We start from the raw sequence: 19,925 nt of genomic DNA on the forward strand, positions 1-19,925 counted from the left end.
GATCGAGTATCTGTCGCTCCGTGAGCCCAAAGCGTTCGATGTAGCGCTGGAATCTGCCGCGCCTCGGATCGTTCATCGGGCCGCCCCCTTTTCCTGCGGTGCGTGGCTGAGCATGGTGTCGGTTACGGATCGTCCGGGCCCCGTTGGGTCCACCGGCCGCCTCAGGCCCGCCAGGGGCGCGGCACCCGGCGGGCCGAGGTCGCGTGGGTCTGCGCCCAGCGCCGGATCGACCGGTACAGCACCTCCCGTGTCGGCGGCACCCGGACGGTGACGTCGAAGGGGTCGGTCACCGACAGGTAGCCCTGGTAGGCGCGGAACGCGGTCACCCTCAGCAACTGGACCCGGTCCAGGTACTCCTCCGCGAACGGCAGGTAGAACCGGTTCCACTGCTGGGGTGTCACATGGGGCAGCGGGTCCAGCTGGGGCACCCCGTGCTCGGCGCGCCACGTGTTCAGGGCCTTGAGGACCGTGTCGAAGGCGTCGCCGACCCGCTGGGCGCCGTCGCCCCGGCCGAGAACGGACAGCCGGTGCCCGTCCGGCGGGCCGCCGTCGAGCAGCTGGACGACGTGGGTGGCGACATCGTCGCTGCTGACGATGTCCAGCAGGCCCTTCTCCTCCACGACGAGCGCGGGCACGGCGCCGTTGCACATCGCGGCGGGCAGCCAGAAGAAGCCGCTGTAGCGGTCGAGATGGCCGTCCGCCCTGGCGCCCATGACGATGGGGAAGCGGACGATGTCGGCGTGGCCCCGCTCGGCGTGGACCAGCCGCTCGGCGGTCGCCTTGGACCACTCGTAGGAGTTCCGGTAGGCGTCGCGCGCGGGTGAGGAGACGTCGCCCTCCAGGCCCGTGGCGAAGGACGAGGAGAGATGGACCAGGTGGGTGTTCCGGCCGGCCAGGGAGAGCACCGCCCGCAAGGGGCGGACGTTGGCGTCCTCGGCCTCCGCGTCCGGCAGGTTGAAGCGGGTGTCGGCCACGCAGTGGACCACGGCGTCCCAGGGGCGGCGCAGTTCCGCCGGCGGCTCCTCCTCGCCCATGCGCCACACGGAGTGGTCCCGGCCCGGCACACCGCCCCGGCTGACACCGTGCGCTGGGCGGCCTGCCGCGTTCAGCGCACGGAGGACGGCGCTGCCGACGGCGCCGGTGGCGCCGGTGACCAGGGTGCGGGCGGGCCCGGTCACGAGAGCGCCGTGATGCGCCGCTCGATCGCCTGGAGCATGTGCTCGGCGTTCTCGCGCAGCGCCTTGGTGGCGACCGGGTTGAGCATGTCCGCGAGCAGCGGAATACCGATCTCGAACTCCACCGAGAAGGTGACCACCGAGGTGTCGTCCTCGGCGCGGTCGACGCGCCAGTAGCCGGTGAACACGTCGAGATCGCCGGAGATCTGGTCGAAGGACATGACCCGGGAGTCGTGGTCGAGGGTGTCCACCTCGACCCACTCCAGGACGGAGCCCTTGAGCAGGACGGACCACTCGCTGGTACGGGTCCCGCTCGCGGTCTCCCCGATCACGGTGACCGATTCGACATTCTCCATGTAGCCGGCGTAGTCCTCCAGGCGGGTGACGGCCGTCCAGGCCTCGGCGGCTGGTGCCTTGATCGGCAGATTGACCTCGACATGCGGCATGGTGGGGTGCCTCCTCGGTTGGTCCTGTGCAGGGTGGGCGCGGTGCCCCGCGGACGGGGGCGGGGTCAGCCGGCCGGGTCGAAGGTGAGGGCGCGCCCCGTGCAGAAACTGCCGACGACCTCGTCGCAGACCAGGAGGGACGGCGGGTGGTGGTGGGCGGCCAGCGAGTCGAGGGCGAGCCCGGCCGCTTCCTGTCCGCGGCCGTAGAGGCGGCTGCCGACGACCGGGGTGACGGCGGCCAGTACCCGGTCACGGGTGTCGCTGAGGGTGGCGCGCAGGCCCACCGCACAGGCCATGGCCGCCTCCCCGGCGAGCGCGCCGGTGTCGATGTCCGCGGCGAGCTGGCGGCAGGCGCCGCCGAGGGTCAGCAGTTCGCGGGCGGCCCGCCCGAGCAGGGCGGTGCGCGGGCCGAAGCGCTGCGACGCCGTCACTCCCCGACAGGCCGCGTCCAGCAGGCCGCTGAGCACACCGTGGTAGGTGGCGGTCAGCAGGACCGAGAACCAGGCCATGCCGGCGGTGACGTTCTCGTCGATGACGTCGGCGGGGCCGCGGTGGAAGACGAGCCGGTCATCGACCTCGACGTCCCGCAGGACCAGCCGGGCGGTGTCGGACTCCCGCATGCCGAGCGAGGGCCACTCTCCCTCGGCCCCCAGTCCCGGCGCGTTGCTCGGGATCAGGGCGAGGATGGTCTCATCGGTGCCGGTGACGCGGGCCGTCAGGCACACCAGGGTGGCGGTGGTGGCCAGCGAGCAGGGGTACTTGACGCCGCTGACGCGGTAGCCCTTCCCGGTCGGGACGGCCTCGGAGCGGCTGGTCATGAAGTTGGGGCTGCCGCCCGGCTCGGCGAACGCGGACGCCACGAGGGCGCCCGAGGCCGCGATGCCCTCCAGCAGCATCCAGGTGGTGTCACGGTGCCGCTTCCAGTAGTCGACCATCAGGCCGACCGTAAAGGCGTGCATGTTCAGGGCGACGGCGGCGGAGGGATCGACCCGGCCGAGGGCGCGCTGCGCCCCGGCCATCTCGGTCAGGCCGGCGCCCGCGCCGCCGAGTTCCTCGGCGATCGGCAGCGCGGCGTAGCCGCCCGCGGCGAGGTCCCGGATGCGTTCCGCTCCGGTGGCGCCCTCACGCGGTCGCGCCGGTGTCCAGGCCGTGCTCCAGCCGGCGTCCAGCAGCGCCCGGTGCGGCGCTGCGCCGTACCCGGGGTTTCCTGTCGCGTCTTCGGCAGCCGTGCCCATGGTTCTCCCTTCGCCGGTCACGGGAGCGGCCGGCCCGGTGTTCGGTGTGCTCGGCGCGGTGTGACGGACCGACTCTAGGCAGCGGGGGCACGGTGGTTCAGGGAGTGTTCCTTTGTGCGGAACACGAGATCGCGCGGGCTCCGGGCGGGGCCGGGCGAGCGGTGGGCGGGCACCCCCGGGCGCGCCGGATCCGGCCGCCTGCCGCTCAGGACCAGGAGAGTTTGCGGTCCTCGGCCCGGAAGAAGACAAGGGTGACGGCGGCGAGACCGGCCGCGAAGAGGCACAGGACCCCGGCGGGCAGCAGGACGTCCGGGACGCCCCCGCCGTGCAGGATGGCCTCGTTGAAGCCGCGCATCGCCCAGTGGCTGGGCGCGAAGGGGGCGAAGGGGACCGCCCAGTCCGGCATCGCCGACTGGGGGGTCAGCGCGCCGCCGAGCCCGGCGAAGACCAGGGCGAGGATGTTGGCGACGACGCTGAGCTGGGAGATCGTACGGCACAGCACGACGAGGGCCATGCCGAGCATGACGACGCTGAGCGCCAGCGGCAGCGCCACCACCACGAGGGCGAGCCAGGAACCGGAGACCCGCAGGCCGAACAGCAGTCCGCCGGCCACGAAGATGACGGTGAGCTGGAGCACGGCGGCGGCCAGCAGGACGACCAGGCGCGCGGCCAGCAGTTCGACCGGGCGGGCGGTGCCGGCGCGCAGCCGGTCCCAGGTGTTCCAGCCGTGCTCGCGGAACATCGCGAAGCCGACGACGTTCATCATGAAGAAGAGGAACATCACCGCCATTCCGGGGACGCCCTGTTCGGCACCGTTGACATCGGTGCCCGCGCCGCCCGCCTGCAGAGCGGCCCGGAACAGGGGCTGCATGAAGCCCATGATGACCAGCGGCATGACCGTGCGGATCAGCAGCGGGGCGGGGTCGCGCAGCAGCAGCCGGATGTCCTGCCGAACGAGGGCGGTCATCCGGTTCAGCGCACTGTCACCCATGGCGCACCGCCCCGGTCCTCTCGTCCCGGTTCCGGTCCTCGCCGGCGTCCGGCCCGGGGGTGCCCGCGGTGAGGCGGAGGAAGACGCTGTCCAGGGTGGGTTTCACCACGCGCAGGGCGGACAGGCCAGCGGCGGCGTCGCCCAGGGCGGCGAGGATCCGGCCGGTGACCAGCTGGGGCTGTTCCACCCGGACGCGGAGCCGGTCGCCGTGCCGGGTCACCGGCCACGGCAGGTCGAGCGCGGGCGGTTCGCCGGAGAAGACCAGTTCCACGGCGCTGTCGCCGTGCCGCCGGACGAGTTCGTCGACACCGCCGCGGGTGAGGACGCGCCCCCGGTGCAGGACGACCACGTCCGCGGCGAGTTCCTCGATCTCGGGGAGGTAGTGGGTGGAGTAGCAGACCGTGGTGCCCTGCGCGGCCAGTTCCCGCACATGGGCGAGGATGCGGGCGCGGGTCTCCACGTCGACGCCGGCGGTGGGCTCGTCCAGGAGGACCAGCCCCGGCCGGTGGACCAGCGCCATCGCGGTGTGCACGCGGCGCTGTTCTCCTCCGGAGAGGTGGGCGGCGCGCCGGTCCATCAGCGCGTTCAGGGCGAGGGGTTCGGCGACCTCCTCGATCCGCTGCCGGGCGGCCCGGCCCCGGAGCCCGGCCAGCTCGGCGAAGAACCGCAGGTTCTGGCGTACCGTCAGCGGCGGATAGATGCCGAGCTCCTGCGGGGCCAGGCCGAGTTCCCGGCGCGCGCGGCGCGCGTCGCGCGCCATGGAGCGGCCCAGCACCTCGATCTCCCCGGCGTCCGGTCGCCGCAGGCCCGCGACCAGGGACATCAGCGTGGTCTTGCCGGCGCCGTTGTGCCCCAGCAAACCGACGATCGTGCCCTGGGCGATCTCCAGATCGACCCGGTCCAGCGCCGTCGTGTCGCCGTAGCTCTTGCGCAGTCCGCGTACGGACAGGGCGGGTGTCCCGGGCGCGGCGCCGCCGGCCGGTCGCCGGTCAGCGGGCACGAGGGGCCCAGGCGTCCGGACCGGGGAACGCCACAGCGCCGGGGGGAGTCATCTCCATGCGTCGGTGCACCTTTCCGCGTCGGACGGCGACAGCGGTCACCCTGTCAAGCGCGCCGTTCCCGGTTCAACGCACGTTCCGGTAGCCGGAACACCACTTTCCCGCGGCGGACGCGGGCGGCTAGAACTGGTCCCCGACAGCTGCGGACCGCCGCTTCCGCCGCCGGGCGGCGCACGCGGGGAGGACACCGCCTCGTGCGGTTCCACGGTCCGCCGGACCAGGGAGAGGACGGCCCCGGACATGACCGCGAACGTCGGGGCGGGGACGGCGAGGGAGACACTCACCGCGATCCGCCGGCATCTCTCGCCGCAACTGGCCCTGCTGTACGGCATGAACGGCTCCGACGCCATCGAGGCATACGGCGAGGGGGCCCGGGTGCGGCGCTCCGACGGCCGTACCCTGATTGACTTCGGCAGCTACGCGGTGACCTTGCTGGGGCAGCGGCATCCGGCCGTGGTGGCGGCGGTGCGCGCGGAACTGGACGCGATGCCGGTCTCCAGCCGGGTGCTGGGCAACCGGGCGACGGCGGCGTTCGCCGCGGCGCTGGCCGGCTGGGCCGACCCCGGCCGCCTGACGAACGTGTGGCTCGGGCTCAACGGCAGCGACGCGGTGGAGGCGGCGCTGAAGCTGGCACGCCGGGCCACCGGCCGGCGGCGGGTCATCGCGGTCGAGGGCGCCTACCACGGCAAGTCCATGGGTGCGCTGGCGGCGACCTGGAACGCCCGCTACCGCGAGTCCCTGGAGCCGCTGCTCGGCGGCGTGACCCACATCCCCGCCGACCCCCGCGCGGTGCCCGGCGCCTTCGAGGGCGAGGAGGTGGCCGCGGTCCTGGTGGAACCCGTCCAGGGCGAGGGCGGAGTCCGCCCCCTGGACCCGGCGTTCCTGACGGCGCTGGCCGGCGCGGCACGCGCGCACGGCGCGTTCGTCGTCGCCGACGAGATACAGACCGGCATGCGGCGCTGCGGCCCCCGCCTGGTCAGCGTGGACCTCGGGCTCGAACCCGACGCCGTCCTGCTCGGCAAGGCGCTGGGCGGCGGGGTCCAGCCGGTGTCCGCCGTGGTGGCGACGCCGGAGCTGTACGCCCCGCTGGCCGCGGATCCGTTCCTGCACACGACCACGTTCTCCGGGCACCCGCTCGGGGCGGCGGCCGGTGTGGCGGCCCTGCGGACGGCGGAAGCGCTCGCCCCCCGGGGCCGGCACCTGGCGGAGGTCTTCGGCTCCGGCCTCAGCGGGCTGGTGGCACGCCATGCCCCGCTGGTCACCGCGGTGCGCGGCCAGGGCCTGCTGTGGGGCCTGGAGTTCGCGACCCCCGCGGCGGCGGGCGAGGTGCTGATCGAGCTGGGGCGCCGGGGCCTGATCGTCTCCCCCTGTCTGGGCCGCCCGGAGACGCTGCGGCTGCTGCCGCCGCTGGTCGCCACGGACGAGGACGCCGGGGAGGCGCTGGACCTCCTGGACGCCGTCTGCGCCGCGGTGCCCGACGACTTCCGCACCCCGGCCGCCGCGGCCACGACCTGACCCGACCCTCCGGGCCCGCGCCGGAAGGTCACGGCCGGGACCGGCGACGCCAAGGAGGACGATATGAGCGCGGAGCCCGGCGCCGCGGCCGGAACGCGGGACACGCACGAACAGACCCGCGCCCAGTACCGCTACCACCGGGACCTGTTCCCGGCGCTGCACGACTGGGAGAACACCGAGCGGGCCATCACGGACTTCACCGGCCAGGACGGGCCCGACGGGCTGCTGGGCCTGGACCAGATGGGCCACTTCGGTCCGCAGGGCTGCGACCTGGTGGTCCGCGCCGTGGCCGCCGGCGCCGGGTCGGGCCGTGCCGTGGAGCTGTGCGAGCTGGGCAGCGGTTTCGGCGGTGCGCTGCGCTACACCGTCGACAAGCTCACGACCGCCGGCGTCGGGGTGTCCCGGTCCTACGGCGTGGACATCGTCGCCGAGCACTGCGAGGTCAGCGCCCGGATCAACCGTGCGCAGGGCCGGACCACGACGACCGATCTGTGCGCCTCGGCGACCGCGGTGCCGCTTCCCGACGCCTCGCTCGACGTGGTGCTGGTCACCGGCTCGATGCCGCACTTCCCCGACCCGGGCGCCATACTGCGCGAGGCGGCCCGGCTGCTGCGGCCGGACGGACTGCTGGTGCTCACCGAGGAGGTGAGTCTGACGCCCGCCGGCGAGGAACCCTCGGACGCCTTCCGGGTGACCCACCCGCGCGGAATCTTCTTCACCACCCCGCTGGCCGGCCGGAGGGAGCAGCTGGCACGGGCCGGCTTCGGCGAGGTGCGGCAGGAGGATCTGACCGCGTGGGCGGTGGCGCTGCTCGCCGACCGGCTGAAGGTCGTCCGCATCTTCCGCGGGAGCGTCGCGAACATCTACGGGGGCCCGTCGGCCGATCTGATCCGGGACACGCTGAGCGCGGCCCGCGAGGAGTACCTCGCCGGCCGGCTGCTGCCCACTCTGTTCACCGCCCGGAAGGCCCCCGCTCCGGTGGGCTGAGCGGCCTCACACGGCACTCATCAGGGCGGGGCTGCGCCGCAGTTCGCGGGTTACGGCGGCGCAGGCGGCCCTGAGATGGGCGGCGGCCCGGCCCGCGTCGAAGCCGGACGGGGTGCCGGCGACGGCCAGCGCCCCGGCCGCCGTACCGGACGCCGCCAGCACGGGTGCGGCCAGACCCGTCACCCCGTTCGCGCCGCGGACGACCGCGAAGCCCTGGTCCCGGACGCGGTCCGCCTCGGCCGACCGGGCGGGTGCGTCGCGGTGCGCGACCGCCCCGGTGCCGAAGGCGCGGAAGACGCCGGTCGCGGCCCACTCGGAGGCCCGGGCCTCCTCCGCACGCTGCCGGCGGCCGGGCCGGTGGGGGTGCCGTACGGTGTCCACCAGGGCCGGGTCGGCGCCGGTGGGGTCGGCGATGAAGACGTAGGCGCTGCCCCGGGTGAGCTGGTACAGCTGCTGCGCGTGGGGCAGGGCGATGTCGCGCAACATGAGCTGGCGGGGCACCCGGGCCCCGAGCAGGAACAGTCCCATGCCGAGCCGCAGTCCCTTCTCGCCGCGCTCCAGCATGCCCTCCTTGACCAGTTCGGTGGTGATGCGGTGGGCCGTCGCCTTGGGCATGTCGGCCCGGCGGGCGATCTCGGAGAGGGGCAGTTCCAGCTCGCCGGGCCGGAAGGTGCGGAGGACGCCGAGACCGCGCGCGAGCATGGAGCGGGAGTTGTTTCCTGCGGGCAAGGGAACTCCTCTGGGTCGTGACGGGGCCGGGAACGGTGCCGCCGTACGGGCCGGCGCGAGGGGTGCTGTGGTGCGCCGGTGCGCGGACGGCCCCGGTCGTGCGGGAGGAGAGGGCCGCCGGCGTACCGGGCGCGTGGATCCTCCGGCGTGGACCGGGCGTGCACCGGCGCGGACCGCCGGCGGGGGCGGGCGGCAGCGGTGGACGCGGTGGGGCGGGGTCTCCCGGGTGCTGCGGGGCCCGGTGCCGGGCCACGTCGTACGGGGCTCCGCCGCCCGGCGCGGGGCGGCGGGGCAGCCCGGGGAGCTATGGAACGCCTTCAGGCCCGGCGGCAGGCCGGACGCGGGGTTCTTCGGCGTCGCGGGGCACCGGATCGGGCGGCAAACGGGCACGGATTCCCGCCGGTGAGGCAGCATCGGCCACCGGGGTGCGCCCGGACTTCGGGTTTCTTCCGGCGGAGCCGTATTTCTCGGTCACGGTCACGCCGCATTGTTCGGGTCTCGCCGCATAATGCCAAGACACAATCCCTTCGTGATGCAGAGAGGTTGCCGTTCCGCTCCGGAAGAGCTCTGCTTTCCACGCGGGGAGGGTCCATGGTCACCTTTGAATGCATAGCGGCCCGTTCGACGGCCGGTGGGGGGAAGTGCTTGGCGTCCAGGCGGCTTCTCAGCCGGGGGCTGATCGTCTCAGACTCTTTCACTGATCTCAATACGCACGGGTGCGGCTGATTCTTCACCGGAGATCCCCGGTCTTGTGTTTTCCGTGACAGCGGCCGGGGCCACCGCCGGCGGATCCGCGTGACGGGGAACTCCGCCCCGATCGTGCCAAGGGGGCCCATCAGCGAGCTGACGGACCCTCCCGCACGATCGGGGCTAGAAGGGCAGAAAGTCGCCGGACCGGGGCTCGGAGACGACCTCGGGCAGCCGCAGGGCCCGGCAGCGCGGCACGGACCCGCCGCCCGCGTCGTCGCCCAGGCGACGCCAGGTCCCGGCCGCGAACGGGTCGGGAAGCGCGGTCCAGCCCAGATTCACTTCGAAGTAGTGGGCGGCGGTGCGGACCGAGGGCTTGTCGTCGTCGTCGAGGATCACCAGCCCGCCCGGCTTCACGACCTTGCGCAGGTAGTACAGGTCGAGAAAGACCTCGTGGAACACGTGACTGCCGTCGACAAAGGCGGCGTCGGCGACCAGCCCTTCGGCGATGAGCTGGGGAAAGGCGTCCGAGGACCGTTCCGGGACCAGCGTGGAGATGAGGTCGAGACCGGCGGAGCAGAGCAGGTCCCACCCCGTGTTGGCCCACATGTCCTTCTGGAACGGATCGATCAGGATGTGCCGGGGTTCGGCATGGCCCTGAGAAACGAGGGCTTCTCCCACGGCGAGCGCCGAACTTCCGTAGGCGAGGCCGACCTCGACGACGGTCCGGGCCTGCTCCGCGATCAGGAGATCACGAAGAAGGTCGCAGTCGCGCTCGGGAAGAGTGATGTACTCGAAATCCCCGTCGAAATCACGTGTTCTGGCAGGCCCGTTACGCGCCAACTGACGCCGGACTTCCCGGACTCGAATCGCACGGTCGTCTGTTTTCATGGAATCGATCGTAGGCTCTCTCCATGCATAGGACAAGAGTCCTTTTTCGCTTTGTACGCAGGCATGGGAAAGGCATGTTCCGCTCTGTTTCAGGACAGGCGGAAGCCAGCGGCCGGCGACAATAGCCGACCGCTGGAACGAGCGCCTCCACCGAATTCCACAGCCTTTCCCGAAAGGCTTCCCTTTCCGGGCGGGATCGGCGGAGTCATCGAGAGGAAAATACGGCGGTGTCATGCGGCGCGGGTGGAATGCGCAAGGCAGCGGCACCAGCGCGCCGGCACGCCGCCCGGACCACCGGACCCACCGGGGAAAGCCGCTCCCTCACTGCTCCGCGAGACGCGCCAGCACGCGCTCGCGCACCGCGGGATCGAGCATGTCGGCGTTGACGGAGAACCGCCGCGCTCCCCGGACGAGATCGCCCATGCGGCGCTTCATCGCCAGGAACGCGGCGCTGTACCGGTGCACGTCGTTGTCCAGATGGGCCAGCATGTCGTCCTTCAGCCCGTAGGTGCCGGGCGCGCAGGCGAACAGGTCCAGGAACGCCGTGAATTCCTCCTCGCCGACCTCGTCGAAGGAGGGGGCCCGGTCCGGGTTGTAGTCGATGATGCACAGGTTGCGGACCGTGGCTTCGTCGACCGATGCCCGGCCGAAGATCGTCTCCGGGTCGAGCCGGTACTCGGATGCCTCCAGGTGCTTCTCCAGCCGGCCGGACGCGATGAGCCGGTCGAAGCCCGGACCGTTCCGGATCCGCATCGCGGACGGCACGCCGTACACGGTGGTCCCGCGCGTGAGGACATGCGTGTTGCTGACGAACCGCGCCCCGGCGGCACAGGCCTGGGTGAGGAAGACGGTCTTGCCGCCCTTCTGACGGCCGAACAGCAAAGTGGCGCCCGAGGGCTGGACGAAGGCGGCGGCCTTGAGGTGCACCAGGTCACGGTCGACGGCGAAGTCGGTGAGCAGACGCTTGGTGAAGTACGGCCACAGCGTGCGCTCCAGCTCACGGCCGAAGACATAGATCCGGTTGCCCCGGGTCACCAGGTGGGCGGGCGGGCCGAAATGGTGGGTGATGTACGAGCCGCCGCGGAAGCGGTCGGCGCGGTATCCCCGGTCCGCGAGGGGTTCGATCAGCGCCGGATCGATGGGGTCGTGGTCGAGATCCACGAGGACCAGCTCGTACGCACAGGACCGCTCGGGAGGGGCGAACCGGGAGAAGAAGGCGTACCCGGCGAAGTCCGTGATGTTGCTCAAGACGCGTACCGTGAACACATTGAGGTCGATCACCCGGGATGACCTGATGGTGTAGTGCGGGCCGAGAGCCGCACGCACATCGTCGTCGGTGTCCGGTCCGGCCGAAGCCGGGATGATCGGTGACGTCACGCTGCCCTGCCTTTCACGAGTCTCACGAATTCTTCCGGCCGCCCGGAACGAACGGCCGCAACGGCCGCGCCGCCGCGATACGGGCGATGGCCGGTCCACCCGGGACGTGCAGCGTGTGCGGGACGTCCGGAGGATTCCCGGGCCGCGGCGTCCTCGGCCGCGCACGGCGCCGTCGCGCCGGATCCGCGCACGCCGCTCCGCTATCCGCCGCCCGGGTCGACCGGGACGGCGGGGATCCGGTCCCCCGCCGGGACGGGGGAGCCGGGCGACCAGAAGGACCGGTTCACATCGGGAATGACGGGTTCGGCCGCCAGGTGCCGGGCACTCAGCTGAGCCGCCACCGCCACCCGGTCCCAGTGCGACCACCGCAGCCCCAGCGCGTCCGCCAGGGCGAGCAGCGACCGCCAGTCCTTGCTCCGGCCGGAGCGCACCCGCTGGAGCAGCGTGGCCAGTTCCGCGCCGTCCGGACGGCCGGACAGCTGCGCTTCCAGCCGGTCCAGCGCCGGCTGCCAGCACAGGTCGGACGCCTCGGTGCCCGCCTCGACGTCCGCCAGGGCCGCCCGCACCTGCCGGGTGACGTCCTGTCGGCTGTCGAGGGCGGCGAGGAGGCGTCTGCGTTCCGGCCCGTCGAAGAAGACGCCCAGCTCCCGCAGGATGTCGGCGGGCTCGTCCGACACATGGATGTAGGTGAGCACCGATGCCCGCGCCGCTCCCGGGATCCACCGCAGGTGGTGGGGTTCGCGGTCCTCGGGGCGCGTCGGTCCCTTCATCTCGCTCAGCCGGGCGGTGGCCGGCACCTCCGACTCCACGGTGTCCCTGAGCAGGATGTACAGCGACTCCCCCACCGGCATGATCATGTCCATCACGTCGATGCGCTCGCGGGTGGCGATGTTCAGCTGGTACCGCCACAGCTCACGGGTGATGTGCCGGTTGAAGCGGAACCTGCTCCAGGCGACCGGGACGAAGCCCGCGGCACGCACCGCCGGCAGCAGCCCCGCTCCGCCCCGGACGGCGACCATGTCCGCTTTCACGATCAGCGGGGCGACGCGGTGCAGCCGCTCGGCGGTGTCCCTTCCGGCCCCGAGGAGGGTGGTCAGATCATCCCAGGCGTCCCGGTAGTAGGGGTCGCCCGGGTAGATGTCGCGCTTGCGCCTCTCCCGGCTCAGCCATTCCGGTACGACGCAGGCCGCCTCGGGCCGATCCCCGGTCAATGCGCCTCCCGGGACGTGCCGCCGCCCGCCGGCACCCGTGGAGAGGCCGCTCTCCCCGGCACGACCGCCGCCCGTGGGCTCCGCCGCGTGCTGACGCCGGGCCGCGGCGCGGCCCCGGCGCAGCCCACCGGAGCGAACGGCGGGGGAACGGTGCGGGTGACGGACGGCGAAACAAATGTGCCGGTGGTGTGCGACGTCATGGATCAACTGTGGGAGGAGCCGCCCTCCGTCTCAAGGCGTTGTCCATTGTCCGCCCCAGAGGCACCGGGCAACCTCCGCCGTCACCTCCGCTTCTTCTCCCCCGCCCGGCGGCGGTGACGGGCCGGGCCCGCCCGTACCGGTGGCCGGGCCCGCGGGCGGGGTACGGCCGCGCCGCTCACCATCGGTACCAGGTGGTGCGGCGGCCCTCGCCGGTGAGGGGGCGGACGATGAAGCCCAGGAGCCACACCAGCAGCACCAGGACCGCGATCCACCACAGGACCTTCGCGGCGAAGCCGACTCCGAAGAGGACCACGGCCAGCAGCAGCACGAGAAGCATCGGAACCATGACGTGTACCTCCTTGACCGTGTCGGGTCGCCGGGATCGGCCGGGTTTAAACACCGCTGATCACGGTCAGGCGGGGGATACGTTGCAGTCGAGCACGACAGGACGTGAGCGCCGTGAGCGAGAGGACCGACAGGACCAAGCAGAAGGCCCGTGGCATGGCCGAGCAGGCCGGCGGCAGGACCAAGGAGCTCATGGGCCGGGCCCGCAGCCGGGTGGCGGACGAGCGGGCCAAGCGGGCCCGGGGTTCCAAGGGTGAGGGCCGTCCGCTCAAGGAGCGGTTCAAGGACGCCAAGGACGCGTTCAAGGACTGACGCGCCGCCGCCGTCGCCCAGCACGGGCGGCCGCACCCGGACGCGAGCCGCGCACCGTCCCCGCAGGGGAGCCGGTGCGCGGCTCGCGTTCGTGTGCCGCCGGGGCCGTCCGGCGCGTACGGGCCCGGGCGGCGCGGCGGCTACCCGCCATTCGCCGAGCGTTCATCACCTGCCCCCAACGGGCAGGAGTTTTCTTGTTGTTGAGCGACCACCGTCATAGTTTGCGCCCTTACCCTGAGACCAGGTCTCCTCATGTCCCCCACACCAGGAGGTTCAGTTGTGCATGCCCACGAGATGGCGGTCTTCGGAATCTCCGCGGCGGATGAGACCGTGTACCGGCATTTCCTCCGCAACCCGGACACCACGCCCGGCCATCTCCACCGGCTGCTCGACCTCGGCGAGGAGACCGTACGCTCCGCCCTCGACCGGCTCGCCGGGCTCGGCCTGCTGAGACCCGGGACGGCCCCGGGCCGGATCACCCCCGCCACTCCGGAGACCGCCGTCGCCCGGCTCGCCGAACTGCGGCTGCGCGAGCTGTATCTGGAGGTGCAGCGGCTCACCCAGAATCAGCACATTCTGGCCACACTACGCGCGGAGACCACGGTCAGGACGAATGCCCCACGCGGCATCGAACAGCTCGACGGCTGGCCGGAGATCCGGGACCGGATCGACGATCTGGCGTTCTTCACCCGCCGGGAGGTGCTGTACGCCGAGCCGATGGGCGAGGTGCCGGCCGAACGCGTCGCCTACTGCGAGCCGCTGGCCCTGCGCGCCCTGCGTCGCGGCGTGCGCATCCGCGCCGTCGTCCCGGCGTCCGCGCTGGAGTGCCGGCCGACCGCCGCCATGCTCAGCAAGCTCGTCTCGCACGGCGCCCGCATCCGGGTGGCCGACACCGTCGTCGAGCACGTCCTGGTCTTCGACGGCCACTCGGCCCTGATGCCGCTCGACCCGTGGGACTCGATCCGCGGCGCGCTGCTCACCCGGGGCACCACCCTGGTGGCCAATCTCGTCGGGCTGTTCGAGAAGACCTGGGAGGGCGCCGAGGACATCTCCGTCCGGCTGGAGCGCCCCGGGGAGGAGGGTGCTCCGCTGTCGGACGGTGAACTGCGCGTGCTCCAGCTCATGTGCACGGTCGGCAAGGACGAGGCGGGGGCCCGGGGGCTCGGCGTGTCGGTCCGTACCTACCGCCGCTACATCGCCGATGTGATGCGCAGGCTCGGCGCGACCAGCCGCGCGCAGGCCGCCCTGCTGGCCCGCGAACGCGGCTGGATCTAGGACACGCTCCAGCCGCTGCGCTACTCCTGGGCCCAGCCGCGCAGTGCCGTGTCCGCCAGCGCCCGCCGCACCGCTTCCCGGGCCGCCGCCGCGCCCACCTCGAACCGCAGCCGTACCCGGTCCGGCTCCACCCGCACCGCGTGGCAGGGCAGCTGGGCGGGCAGCAGCCACAACAGCCGCAGGGCGGTCGTCTCGCCGCCCGGCACCCGTGCGTCGCGGCGGACCGCGGTGATGTCCACGGGGCGATCGTGCCCGTTCCGGCGCTGTTCGTACTCACGGATCATGCGCTTCGATGCCTCCGACCGTCTCCCGGGAGTGCCGCAGGGCACACCGGAACGCCGCGGTCATCGCCTCGATGCCGGTCGGCAGGGCGGTACGGACGTCCGGGGCGAACCGCGGCGAGTGGTTGGGCGGCAGTGCGGGAGGCTCTTCCCCCTCGCCGGCCGGGGCGTGGGCGGCGCGCCACGCGGCGGCGCCGACCGTGCCCAGCATCCAGTAACCGCACCGGATGCCCCGTCCCCCGTGCAGTCCGGCGTCCGCTCCCGCGGGGCCGAACCACGGGAAGTCCTCGGTGGCGGTGCCCGGCGGCAGGCCGGACACCCGGGACTTCCCGAACAGTTCCCCGTGCGCGGCGCGCAGCGCCGCGGTCAGCCCCGCGTCGGGGGCCAGCACCGGTGACCGTGAGGTCTCGGTGAACTCCGGAGGCCGGGCCGCGCCCGACGCCTCGCTCTCGGCGCGCACGATGCGCCGTACCGCCGCCGTCATCCGCTCCAGCACCGGTTCGCGGAACGCCCGCAGGCTGATGCCGAGTTCGGCGCGGTCGGGCACCACGTTGGCGCGGTCCCCGGCCCGCAGCCTGCCGACCGTGAGGACGGCGGGTTCACCCGGGGCGATCTCGCGTGCCACGACGCTCTGGAGCCGCAGGACGGCCGCCGCCGCGGCCACCACCGGGTCCACCGTCAGCTGCGGCGTACCGGCGTGTCCTCCGCTGCCGTGCAGGACCGCGTCCAGGGTGCGGCTGCCGGCCAGGACGGGTCCGCCCGGATGGGCGGCGTGTGCGAGGTGCCCGGCCGGCAACGGCGCGGCGTGCTGGGCGAGTACGGCGTCCGGCGGGCCGCCGATCCGCTCGTACAGGCCGTCGGCGAGCATGGCGCGGGCGCCGGTCAGGGTCTCCTCGGCGGGCTGGCCGACGATCACGGCGGTGCCGCCGTGCCAGGGGGTGCGGGCCAGGGTGCGGGCGGCCCCGGCGAGCGCGGCGAGGTGCAGGTCGTGGCCGCAGGCGTGCATGACGCCGGGGACCCGGCTGGGGTAGGCGAGGCCGGTGTCCTCGGTGACGGGCAGCGCGTCGAGTTCGGCGCGCAGGACGACGACGGGGCCCGCGCCGCGGCGCAGTACGCCGGCCACGCCGTGTCCGCCGATGCCGCGGGTGACGGTGTAGCCGTCCTCGGCCAGCCGGTCGGCGAAGAGCGCGGCGGTGCGTTCCTCGGCGCCGGAGAGTTCGGGGTGGGTGTGCAGGGCGAGATACAGCTCCAGCGCGGGGCGGAGCACGTCCGGGGTGACGGCCACGGCGGCTCCCTCCTCACTCAGCGGGGCATCGATCATCGCGGTGCGGCACCCCAGCGGCCGGTCAGGGCGCCGACAGCGGGTGTCAGCGTTCTGACAGCGGTTGAGGGGGCCATCTGTCGGCGGCCGGGGCTGGAATGAGCGTCGGGTTCCCCAGCGTACCGCCGGACGCGGCGGTGGCCGGATCCCCAAGCGCCCTTTCCCTGAAGGAGATTGCCATGTCGAACAAGCCCGAGCTGGCCACCCTCGCCGACGAGATCCTGGAGCTGGAGTCGGAGACCTTCGAGATCTCGGACTACTCGGACGAGGCCGAGGTCGTGCTGGCCGGTTCCACGTCCTCCTCCTCGACCTCCACCTGCTCCAGCACCACGAGCACCACCTCCTGCTCCGCCTGATCCCGGGCACCGAGCACACGGCGGGCGGTCCCCGGACGGGGGCCGCCCGCCGTGCGTCCGGGGCGGGGCAGGGCGGGCGGGGCGGGGGCGGCGGAAATCCGGTCGCGCCGGGCCCGGCGGGCGGGCAGACTGCCCCGATGGCGGACCGACAGTTCGAGGATCATGAGATCGCCCAGTGGTACGACCTCTTCTGCCCGTGGGACCCGCGCGGCGACTTCGCCTACTACTTCCCGCTGGTGATGGCGGCGGAGCGGGTGCTGGACGTGGGCTGCGGCACCGGGATGCTGCTGCACCGGGCCCGTGAGGCCGGGCACACCGGGCGGCTGACCGGCCTCGACCCGGCCGCCGGCATGCTGGAGGTCGCCCGGCGGCGCGCGGACGTCGAGTGGGTGCACGGTGATCTGTCCACCGTGTCCTTCCATCAGGAGTTCGACCTGGTGGTGATGTCCGGTCACGCCTTTCAGGTGTTCGTCACGGACGAGGCGGTACGCACCAATCTGGCGGCGATCCGCGCCGCGCTGCGCCCCGGCGGTCTCTTCGCGTTCGACACCCGCAACCCGGCCTACCGCGCCTGGGAGCGCTGGACGCCGGAGTATCCGCGCGAGGTGACCGCTCCGGACGGCCGGCGGATCCGCTCCGAGCACCGGGTGACCCGGGTGGGCGGCGGCACGGTCAGCTTCACCACCACGTACACCACCGACGGGGCCGACCCGCAGGTCAGTGACAGCACCCTGCGCTTTCTGGAACGCCCGGAGCTGGCCGGTTTCCTGGACGGCGCCGGGCTGGAGATCGTCCACCAGCACGGCGACTGGGACGGCTCGCCGGTGACCGAGGACTGCATGGAGATCATCACCGTGGCCCGCCCCGCCGCCCGGGAGTGACGGCCGCTACGGGAAGGGGTGCGGCGCCGGGTTGAGGCCGGTGGTGCCGGCCAGCCGGTGCAGGCGGGGCAGCAGCGGGGCGCGCTGACGGCGGTGGCCGAAGTCCAGCGGAAGCAGACCAGGAACGAGAGTGGCGACCGTGTGCAGGCCGATGGCGGCCTGTTCCGGAGTGGTCTGGTCGACCGCGATGACGTCGTGGCCCGCCGCCGTCAGCGCGTCGCGCACGGTGTGCAGGTCGTCCAGCAGATCGCCGGTGCGCGGCCGGGCCGCCTCCCAGTCGGCGAACGCCGCATGGACGGCGGTGGCCGGCGAGGAGGCGAGGAAGTGCGCGGCGTGCCGCGCCATCTCCGGCAGGCCGTAGAGCTGGGCGTGGTCCTTGAGGTGCTCGACCCTGTCGTAGTCCTCGGCCATCGCCCGCAGTTCCGGCAGCCGCTCCCCCACCTGGTAGGGCAGATGCGGGATGTAGGTGAGCACTTCGGAGAGGGCGCCGTCGACGGCCGCCTCGGCATCCAGGCCGGCCGCCGCGCCGAAGGACAGGTGACCCAGGCCCCCGTCGCGCCGTACCGCCACGCCGGTGACCACCGGGACCGGCAGGTCGGCGCGGGTGTCGAAGGCGTGGACGTCGTAGCCGAGCAGCGCGGCCCGGTCCAGGGCGGTGCGGATGGCGGGGTCGCGGCAGGTGCCGAGGTCGAGGCGGACGGGCGGCCTGCGCCCGTACCAGGCGACCAGGAACGCGTCGCGTTCGATCAGTTCCAGCAGTCCGAAGAGGACGGCCTCGGTGAGGGTGCCGCCGGTGGCGCAGCCGTTGGAGCATTCGAAGACGAAGTTGTCGGACCGCTCCCCCGCCCCGTAGTGCGCGAGCCGGGCCGGCACCAGCACCGGGCGCTCCGCGCGCAGCGAGTACCCCCACAGCCAGGGCAGTTCGCGGTCCGGGTCGAACGGGGACAGCAGCGGGTCGCTGCGGTAGGTCTCCGCCGGGTAGAAGCCGCAGGCGGCCGGGTCGAGGACGGCCGCCGCGCCCTCGGTGCGCAGCAGCCGATGGTAGGAGGCGCGCACGGGGGCGGTGCCGCGCCGTGCGTGGGTGCCGGCGTACCGTTCCAGGCCCTCCAGGTGGGCGAGGCGGCGGCTGGTGTCGTAGCGCGTGGCCTGGCCGCTCCAGGTGACGTCGTTGAGCCCGGCGTAGCCGCGCACGAAGTGGCTGCCGGAGACGGGGGCGGTGGTGGTGGAGACGGGGTTGAGTTCGGTGCGGGAGCCGAGGGCGCCGCACACCGGGTTGGCGAGCGCGGTCTCGGGGAGCCGGTAGGAGTCCAGCGGGCGGGTGCGGTGTCCGGCGGTGCGCGGTGAGGGGGAGAGCCGCATCCGGGCGGCCTCGGCGGTGCCGGGGGCGGGGTGTACGCAGTGCGGGCACAGCGGTTCGGGCAGCAGCGGGAAGGTGGCCAGGGCGAGGGTGGCCAGGTCGAGGCGGGTGACGCGGGCGGGCTCGCCGGGTGGCAGGGTGCGGCCGGTGAGGGCGGCCCGGGTGGCGCGGATCGCGTCCAGCGCGTGGTCGGTGAGGACGGGCCAGCCGGTGGCGCCGGCCGGGTCGAAGCCGAGTTCCAGCGCCTCGCGTTCGGAGCGGGTGCGCAGCCGCTGCCAGCGCATGGCGAGGCACTGCCCGCAGCCGGTGCCGTCCGCGGTGGCGCCCCAGGGGCCGAGCAGCACGGCGCGGGAGCTGAGGTGGACGGTGGCGGCCGGCCGCCGGCCGGCGTACGGGTCGGGTGCCGCGCACTGGAGGGCGTCGGTGGCCCCGAGGGTGACGACGGTGGTGTCCAGGGCGTCCGCCAGCTGTGCGCGGGCCGCCTCCAGGGGGGTGGCGGTGGTGACGAGCATGGGGGCCCTTTCTCAGGTCCGGTCGCTCCAGCGGAAGGTCTTCAGCGCGACGGCGCCGAAGACCAGGGCGAACGCCGCGAGTCCGGCGGCGCCCAGGGCGATGTCGGCGCCGCTGCCGGAGCCGGTGAGGGCGGTGGAGACGCCGTTGTTGAGGTACTTCAGCGGGAAGATCCAGGACAGCGTCTGCATCCAGGACGGCATGGCGTCCAGCGGGAAGAACGAGCCGGACAGGAACGCCATCGGCACCATCAGGCAGTTGGCGATCGCGGCCACCGCCTCGGGGGTGCGGGCGTAGGTGCCGACGATGGCGCCGAGCGCCAGGAAGGCGGTGACGCCGAGCACCAGCAGCGGGACGGCCAGCCACCAGCCGGCGGCGAGTTCGAGGCCGAAGGCGGGCAGCAGGGCGACGGCGACGAACAGCACCGCCTGGACCAGGCCGATGCCGACGGCCAGGACGTAGCGGGAGCCGAGGACGGAGGTCAGCGGGGTGGGGGTCATGCGGATGACGCGCAGCAGGTCGTCGCGCCGCCACTGCATGAGGACGAAGCCGACGCCGAACACGGCGGCGTTGGCCACGCCCCAGGACAGGACGCCGGGCGCGATGTACGCGATGTAGGGCCGGCCGCTCTCCTCGACCGTCTGGCCGCTGAAGATCAGGCCGAAGACCACCAGGAAGAGGAGGGGGAAGGCGAAGGTGAAGAAGAGGGTGGTCTTGTCGCGGGTGTAGGCCCGGTAACCGGCCGCGCTCAGGGCCGCGTAGGCGCTCATGGTGTCGTGCTCCG

20 protein-coding genes are annotated in these 19,925 nt (G+C 73.2%); 6 read left to right on the top strand and 14 right to left on the bottom strand.

Features of this window, described 5'->3' with window-relative positions:
- Positions 1-161: 161 nt before the first annotated feature.
- From BM385_RS24375 to BM385_RS24395, 5 genes are all read right to left on the bottom strand, one after another.
- Positions 162-1,178, bottom strand: a complete 1,017-nt coding sequence (locus BM385_RS24375; RefSeq protein ID WP_019434290.1) for an NAD-dependent epimerase/dehydratase family protein — start codon at positions 1,176-1,178, stop codon at positions 162-164.
- Entirely contained in the window at positions 1,175-1,621 is a 447-nt protein-coding gene (locus BM385_RS24380; RefSeq protein WP_019434291.1) for a type II toxin-antitoxin system RatA family toxin, read from the bottom strand. Before BM385_RS24380 ends, BM385_RS24375 begins: the two co-directional genes overlap by 4 nt.
- Before the next feature lie 65 nt (positions 1,622-1,686).
- On the bottom strand, positions 1,687-2,856 hold the full coding sequence (locus BM385_RS24385; protein WP_019434292.1) for an acyl-CoA dehydrogenase family protein: 1,170 nt from the start codon (positions 2,854-2,856) through the stop codon (positions 1,687-1,689).
- A 205-nt stretch (positions 2,857-3,061) separates the two neighbouring features.
- Positions 3,062-3,823, bottom strand: a complete 762-nt coding sequence (locus BM385_RS24390) for an ABC transporter permease (RefSeq protein ID WP_246338007.1) — start codon at positions 3,821-3,823, stop codon at positions 3,062-3,064.
- A gap of 16 nt (positions 3,824-3,839) precedes the next feature.
- Positions 3,840-4,847 (bottom strand): ABC transporter ATP-binding protein, encoded by a 1,008-nt coding sequence (locus tag BM385_RS24395; protein ID WP_093844382.1) that lies wholly within the window; start codon positions 4,845-4,847, stop codon positions 3,840-3,842.
- A gap of 298 nt (positions 4,848-5,145) precedes the next feature.
- Between BM385_RS24395 and BM385_RS24400 the strand changes: the two genes are divergently transcribed.
- Both BM385_RS24400 and BM385_RS24405 read left to right on the top strand, forming a co-directional pair.
- Positions 5,146-6,420 (top strand): aspartate aminotransferase family protein, encoded by a 1,275-nt coding sequence (locus BM385_RS24400; RefSeq protein WP_019434295.1) that lies wholly within the window; start codon positions 5,146-5,148, stop codon positions 6,418-6,420.
- 63 nt (positions 6,421-6,483) lie between these two features.
- The gene (locus BM385_RS24405) at positions 6,484-7,407 is read left to right on the top strand and encodes a class I SAM-dependent methyltransferase (protein ID WP_019434296.1); all 924 of its coding nucleotides are present in this window, start codon (positions 6,484-6,486) and stop codon (positions 7,405-7,407) included.
- A gap of 6 nt (positions 7,408-7,413) precedes the next feature.
- On the opposite strand, the gene BM385_RS24410 is transcribed toward BM385_RS24405, so the two are convergent.
- The 5 genes from BM385_RS24410 to BM385_RS24430 form a co-directional block, all read right to left on the bottom strand.
- On the bottom strand, positions 7,414-8,136 hold the full coding sequence (locus BM385_RS24410; RefSeq protein WP_246338005.1) for an IclR family transcriptional regulator: 723 nt from the start codon (positions 8,134-8,136) through the stop codon (positions 7,414-7,416).
- 870 nt (positions 8,137-9,006) lie between these two features.
- A complete protein-coding gene (locus tag BM385_RS24415) occupies positions 9,007-9,714 on the bottom strand; it encodes a class I SAM-dependent methyltransferase (protein ID WP_026047502.1) in 708 nt (235 codons plus the stop codon).
- 321 nt (positions 9,715-10,035) lie between these two features.
- Entirely contained in the window at positions 10,036-11,091 is a 1,056-nt protein-coding gene (locus BM385_RS24420; RefSeq protein ID WP_019434300.1) for a FomB family phosphonate monophosphate kinase, read from the bottom strand.
- A 200-nt stretch (positions 11,092-11,291) separates the two neighbouring features.
- Positions 11,292-12,302 carry a nucleoside-diphosphate kinase gene (locus tag BM385_RS24425; protein ID WP_093844384.1) on the bottom strand — a complete coding sequence of 337 codons (1,011 nt, stop codon included), beginning with the start codon at positions 12,300-12,302 and terminating at the stop codon, positions 11,292-11,294.
- A gap of 376 nt (positions 12,303-12,678) precedes the next feature.
- Complete coding sequence (locus BM385_RS24430; protein ID WP_019434302.1) at positions 12,679-12,849, bottom strand: hypothetical protein; 171 nt, start codon at positions 12,847-12,849, stop codon at positions 12,679-12,681.
- Positions 12,850-12,962: 113 nt separating this feature from the next.
- Here BM385_RS24430 and BM385_RS26625 point away from each other — a divergent pair, with 113 nt between their 5' ends.
- The gene (locus BM385_RS26625) at positions 12,963-13,160 is read left to right on the top strand and encodes a hypothetical protein (RefSeq protein WP_026047504.1); all 198 of its coding nucleotides are present in this window, start codon (positions 12,963-12,965) and stop codon (positions 13,158-13,160) included.
- 279 nt (positions 13,161-13,439) lie between these two features.
- Positions 13,440-14,435 carry a LuxR C-terminal-related transcriptional regulator gene (locus tag BM385_RS24435; RefSeq protein ID WP_019434304.1) on the top strand — a complete coding sequence of 332 codons (996 nt, stop codon included), beginning with the start codon at positions 13,440-13,442 and terminating at the stop codon, positions 14,433-14,435.
- Positions 14,436-14,455: 20 nt separating this feature from the next.
- Here BM385_RS24435 and BM385_RS24440 read toward each other — a convergent pair whose 3' ends face one another.
- The gene (locus BM385_RS24440) at positions 14,456-14,674 is read right to left on the bottom strand and encodes a hypothetical protein (protein ID WP_026047506.1); all 219 of its coding nucleotides are present in this window, start codon (positions 14,672-14,674) and stop codon (positions 14,456-14,458) included.
- Between the two features lie 34 nt (positions 14,675-14,708).
- Positions 14,709-16,037 carry an amidohydrolase gene (locus BM385_RS24445; protein ID WP_019434306.1) on the bottom strand — a complete coding sequence of 443 codons (1,329 nt, stop codon included), beginning with the start codon at positions 16,035-16,037 and terminating at the stop codon, positions 14,709-14,711.
- Between the two features lie 179 nt (positions 16,038-16,216).
- On the opposite strand from BM385_RS24445, the gene BM385_RS24450 reads away from it, so the two are divergent.
- A complete protein-coding gene (locus BM385_RS24450; RefSeq protein ID WP_019434307.1) occupies positions 16,217-16,393 on the top strand; it encodes a thiazolylpeptide-type bacteriocin in 177 nt (58 codons plus the stop codon).
- A 137-nt stretch (positions 16,394-16,530) separates the two neighbouring features.
- The gene (locus BM385_RS24455; protein ID WP_019434308.1) at positions 16,531-17,274 is read left to right on the top strand and encodes a class I SAM-dependent methyltransferase; all 744 of its coding nucleotides are present in this window, start codon (positions 16,531-16,533) and stop codon (positions 17,272-17,274) included.
- Positions 17,275-17,280: 6 nt separating this feature from the next.
- Here BM385_RS24455 and BM385_RS24460 read toward each other — a convergent pair whose 3' ends face one another.
- Positions 17,281-19,143: a TOMM precursor leader peptide-binding protein gene (locus BM385_RS24460; RefSeq protein WP_093844385.1), complete on the bottom strand. Its 1,863-nt coding sequence runs from the start codon at positions 19,141-19,143 to the stop codon at positions 17,281-17,283.
- Between the two features lie 12 nt (positions 19,144-19,155).
- Positions 19,156-19,911 (bottom strand): ABC transporter permease, encoded by a 756-nt coding sequence (locus BM385_RS24465; RefSeq protein WP_093844386.1) that lies wholly within the window; start codon positions 19,909-19,911, stop codon positions 19,156-19,158.
- Positions 19,912-19,925: the final 14 nt, after the last annotated feature.

This window comes from Streptomyces harbinensis, from assembly GCF_900116145.1.
GTDB classification, from domain to species: Bacteria; Actinomycetota; Actinomycetes; order Streptomycetales; family Streptomycetaceae; genus Streptomyces; species Streptomyces carpaticus.

Bases quoted from the DNA above. Each gene is read 5' to 3' on its own strand.
- BM385_RS24460 (WP_093844385.1), bottom strand. From the start codon at position 19,143: ATGCTCGTCACCACCGCCACCCCCCTGGAGGCGGCCCGCGCACAGCTG.
- BM385_RS24455 (WP_019434308.1), top strand. From the start codon at position 16,531: ATGGCGGACCGACAGTTCGAGGATCATGAGATCGCCCAGTGGTACGAC.
- BM385_RS24450 (WP_019434307.1), top strand. From the start codon at position 16,217: ATGTCGAACAAGCCCGAGCTGGCCACCCTCGCCGACGAGATCCTGGAG.
- BM385_RS24380 (WP_019434291.1), bottom strand. From the start codon at position 1,621: ATGCCGCATGTCGAGGTCAATCTGCCGATCAAGGCACCAGCCGCCGAG.
- BM385_RS24465 (WP_093844386.1), bottom strand. From the start codon at position 19,911: ATGAGCGCCTACGCGGCCCTGAGCGCGGCCGGTTACCGGGCCTACACC.
- BM385_RS24405 (WP_019434296.1), top strand. From the start codon at position 6,484: ATGAGCGCGGAGCCCGGCGCCGCGGCCGGAACGCGGGACACGCACGAA.
- BM385_RS24430 (WP_019434302.1), bottom strand. From the start codon at position 12,849: ATGGTTCCGATGCTTCTCGTGCTGCTGCTGGCCGTGGTCCTCTTCGGA.
- BM385_RS24390 (WP_246338007.1), bottom strand. From the start codon at position 3,823: ATGACCGCCCTCGTTCGGCAGGACATCCGGCTGCTGCTGCGCGACCCC.
- BM385_RS24445 (WP_019434306.1), bottom strand. From the start codon at position 16,037: ATGATCGATGCCCCGCTGAGTGAGGAGGGAGCCGCCGTGGCCGTCACC.
- BM385_RS24385 (WP_019434292.1), bottom strand. From the start codon at position 2,856: ATGGGCACGGCTGCCGAAGACGCGACAGGAAACCCCGGGTACGGCGCA.
- BM385_RS24400 (WP_019434295.1), top strand. From the start codon at position 5,146: ATGACCGCGAACGTCGGGGCGGGGACGGCGAGGGAGACACTCACCGCG.
- BM385_RS24415 (WP_026047502.1), bottom strand. From the start codon at position 9,714: ATGAAAACAGACGACCGTGCGATTCGAGTCCGGGAAGTCCGGCGTCAG.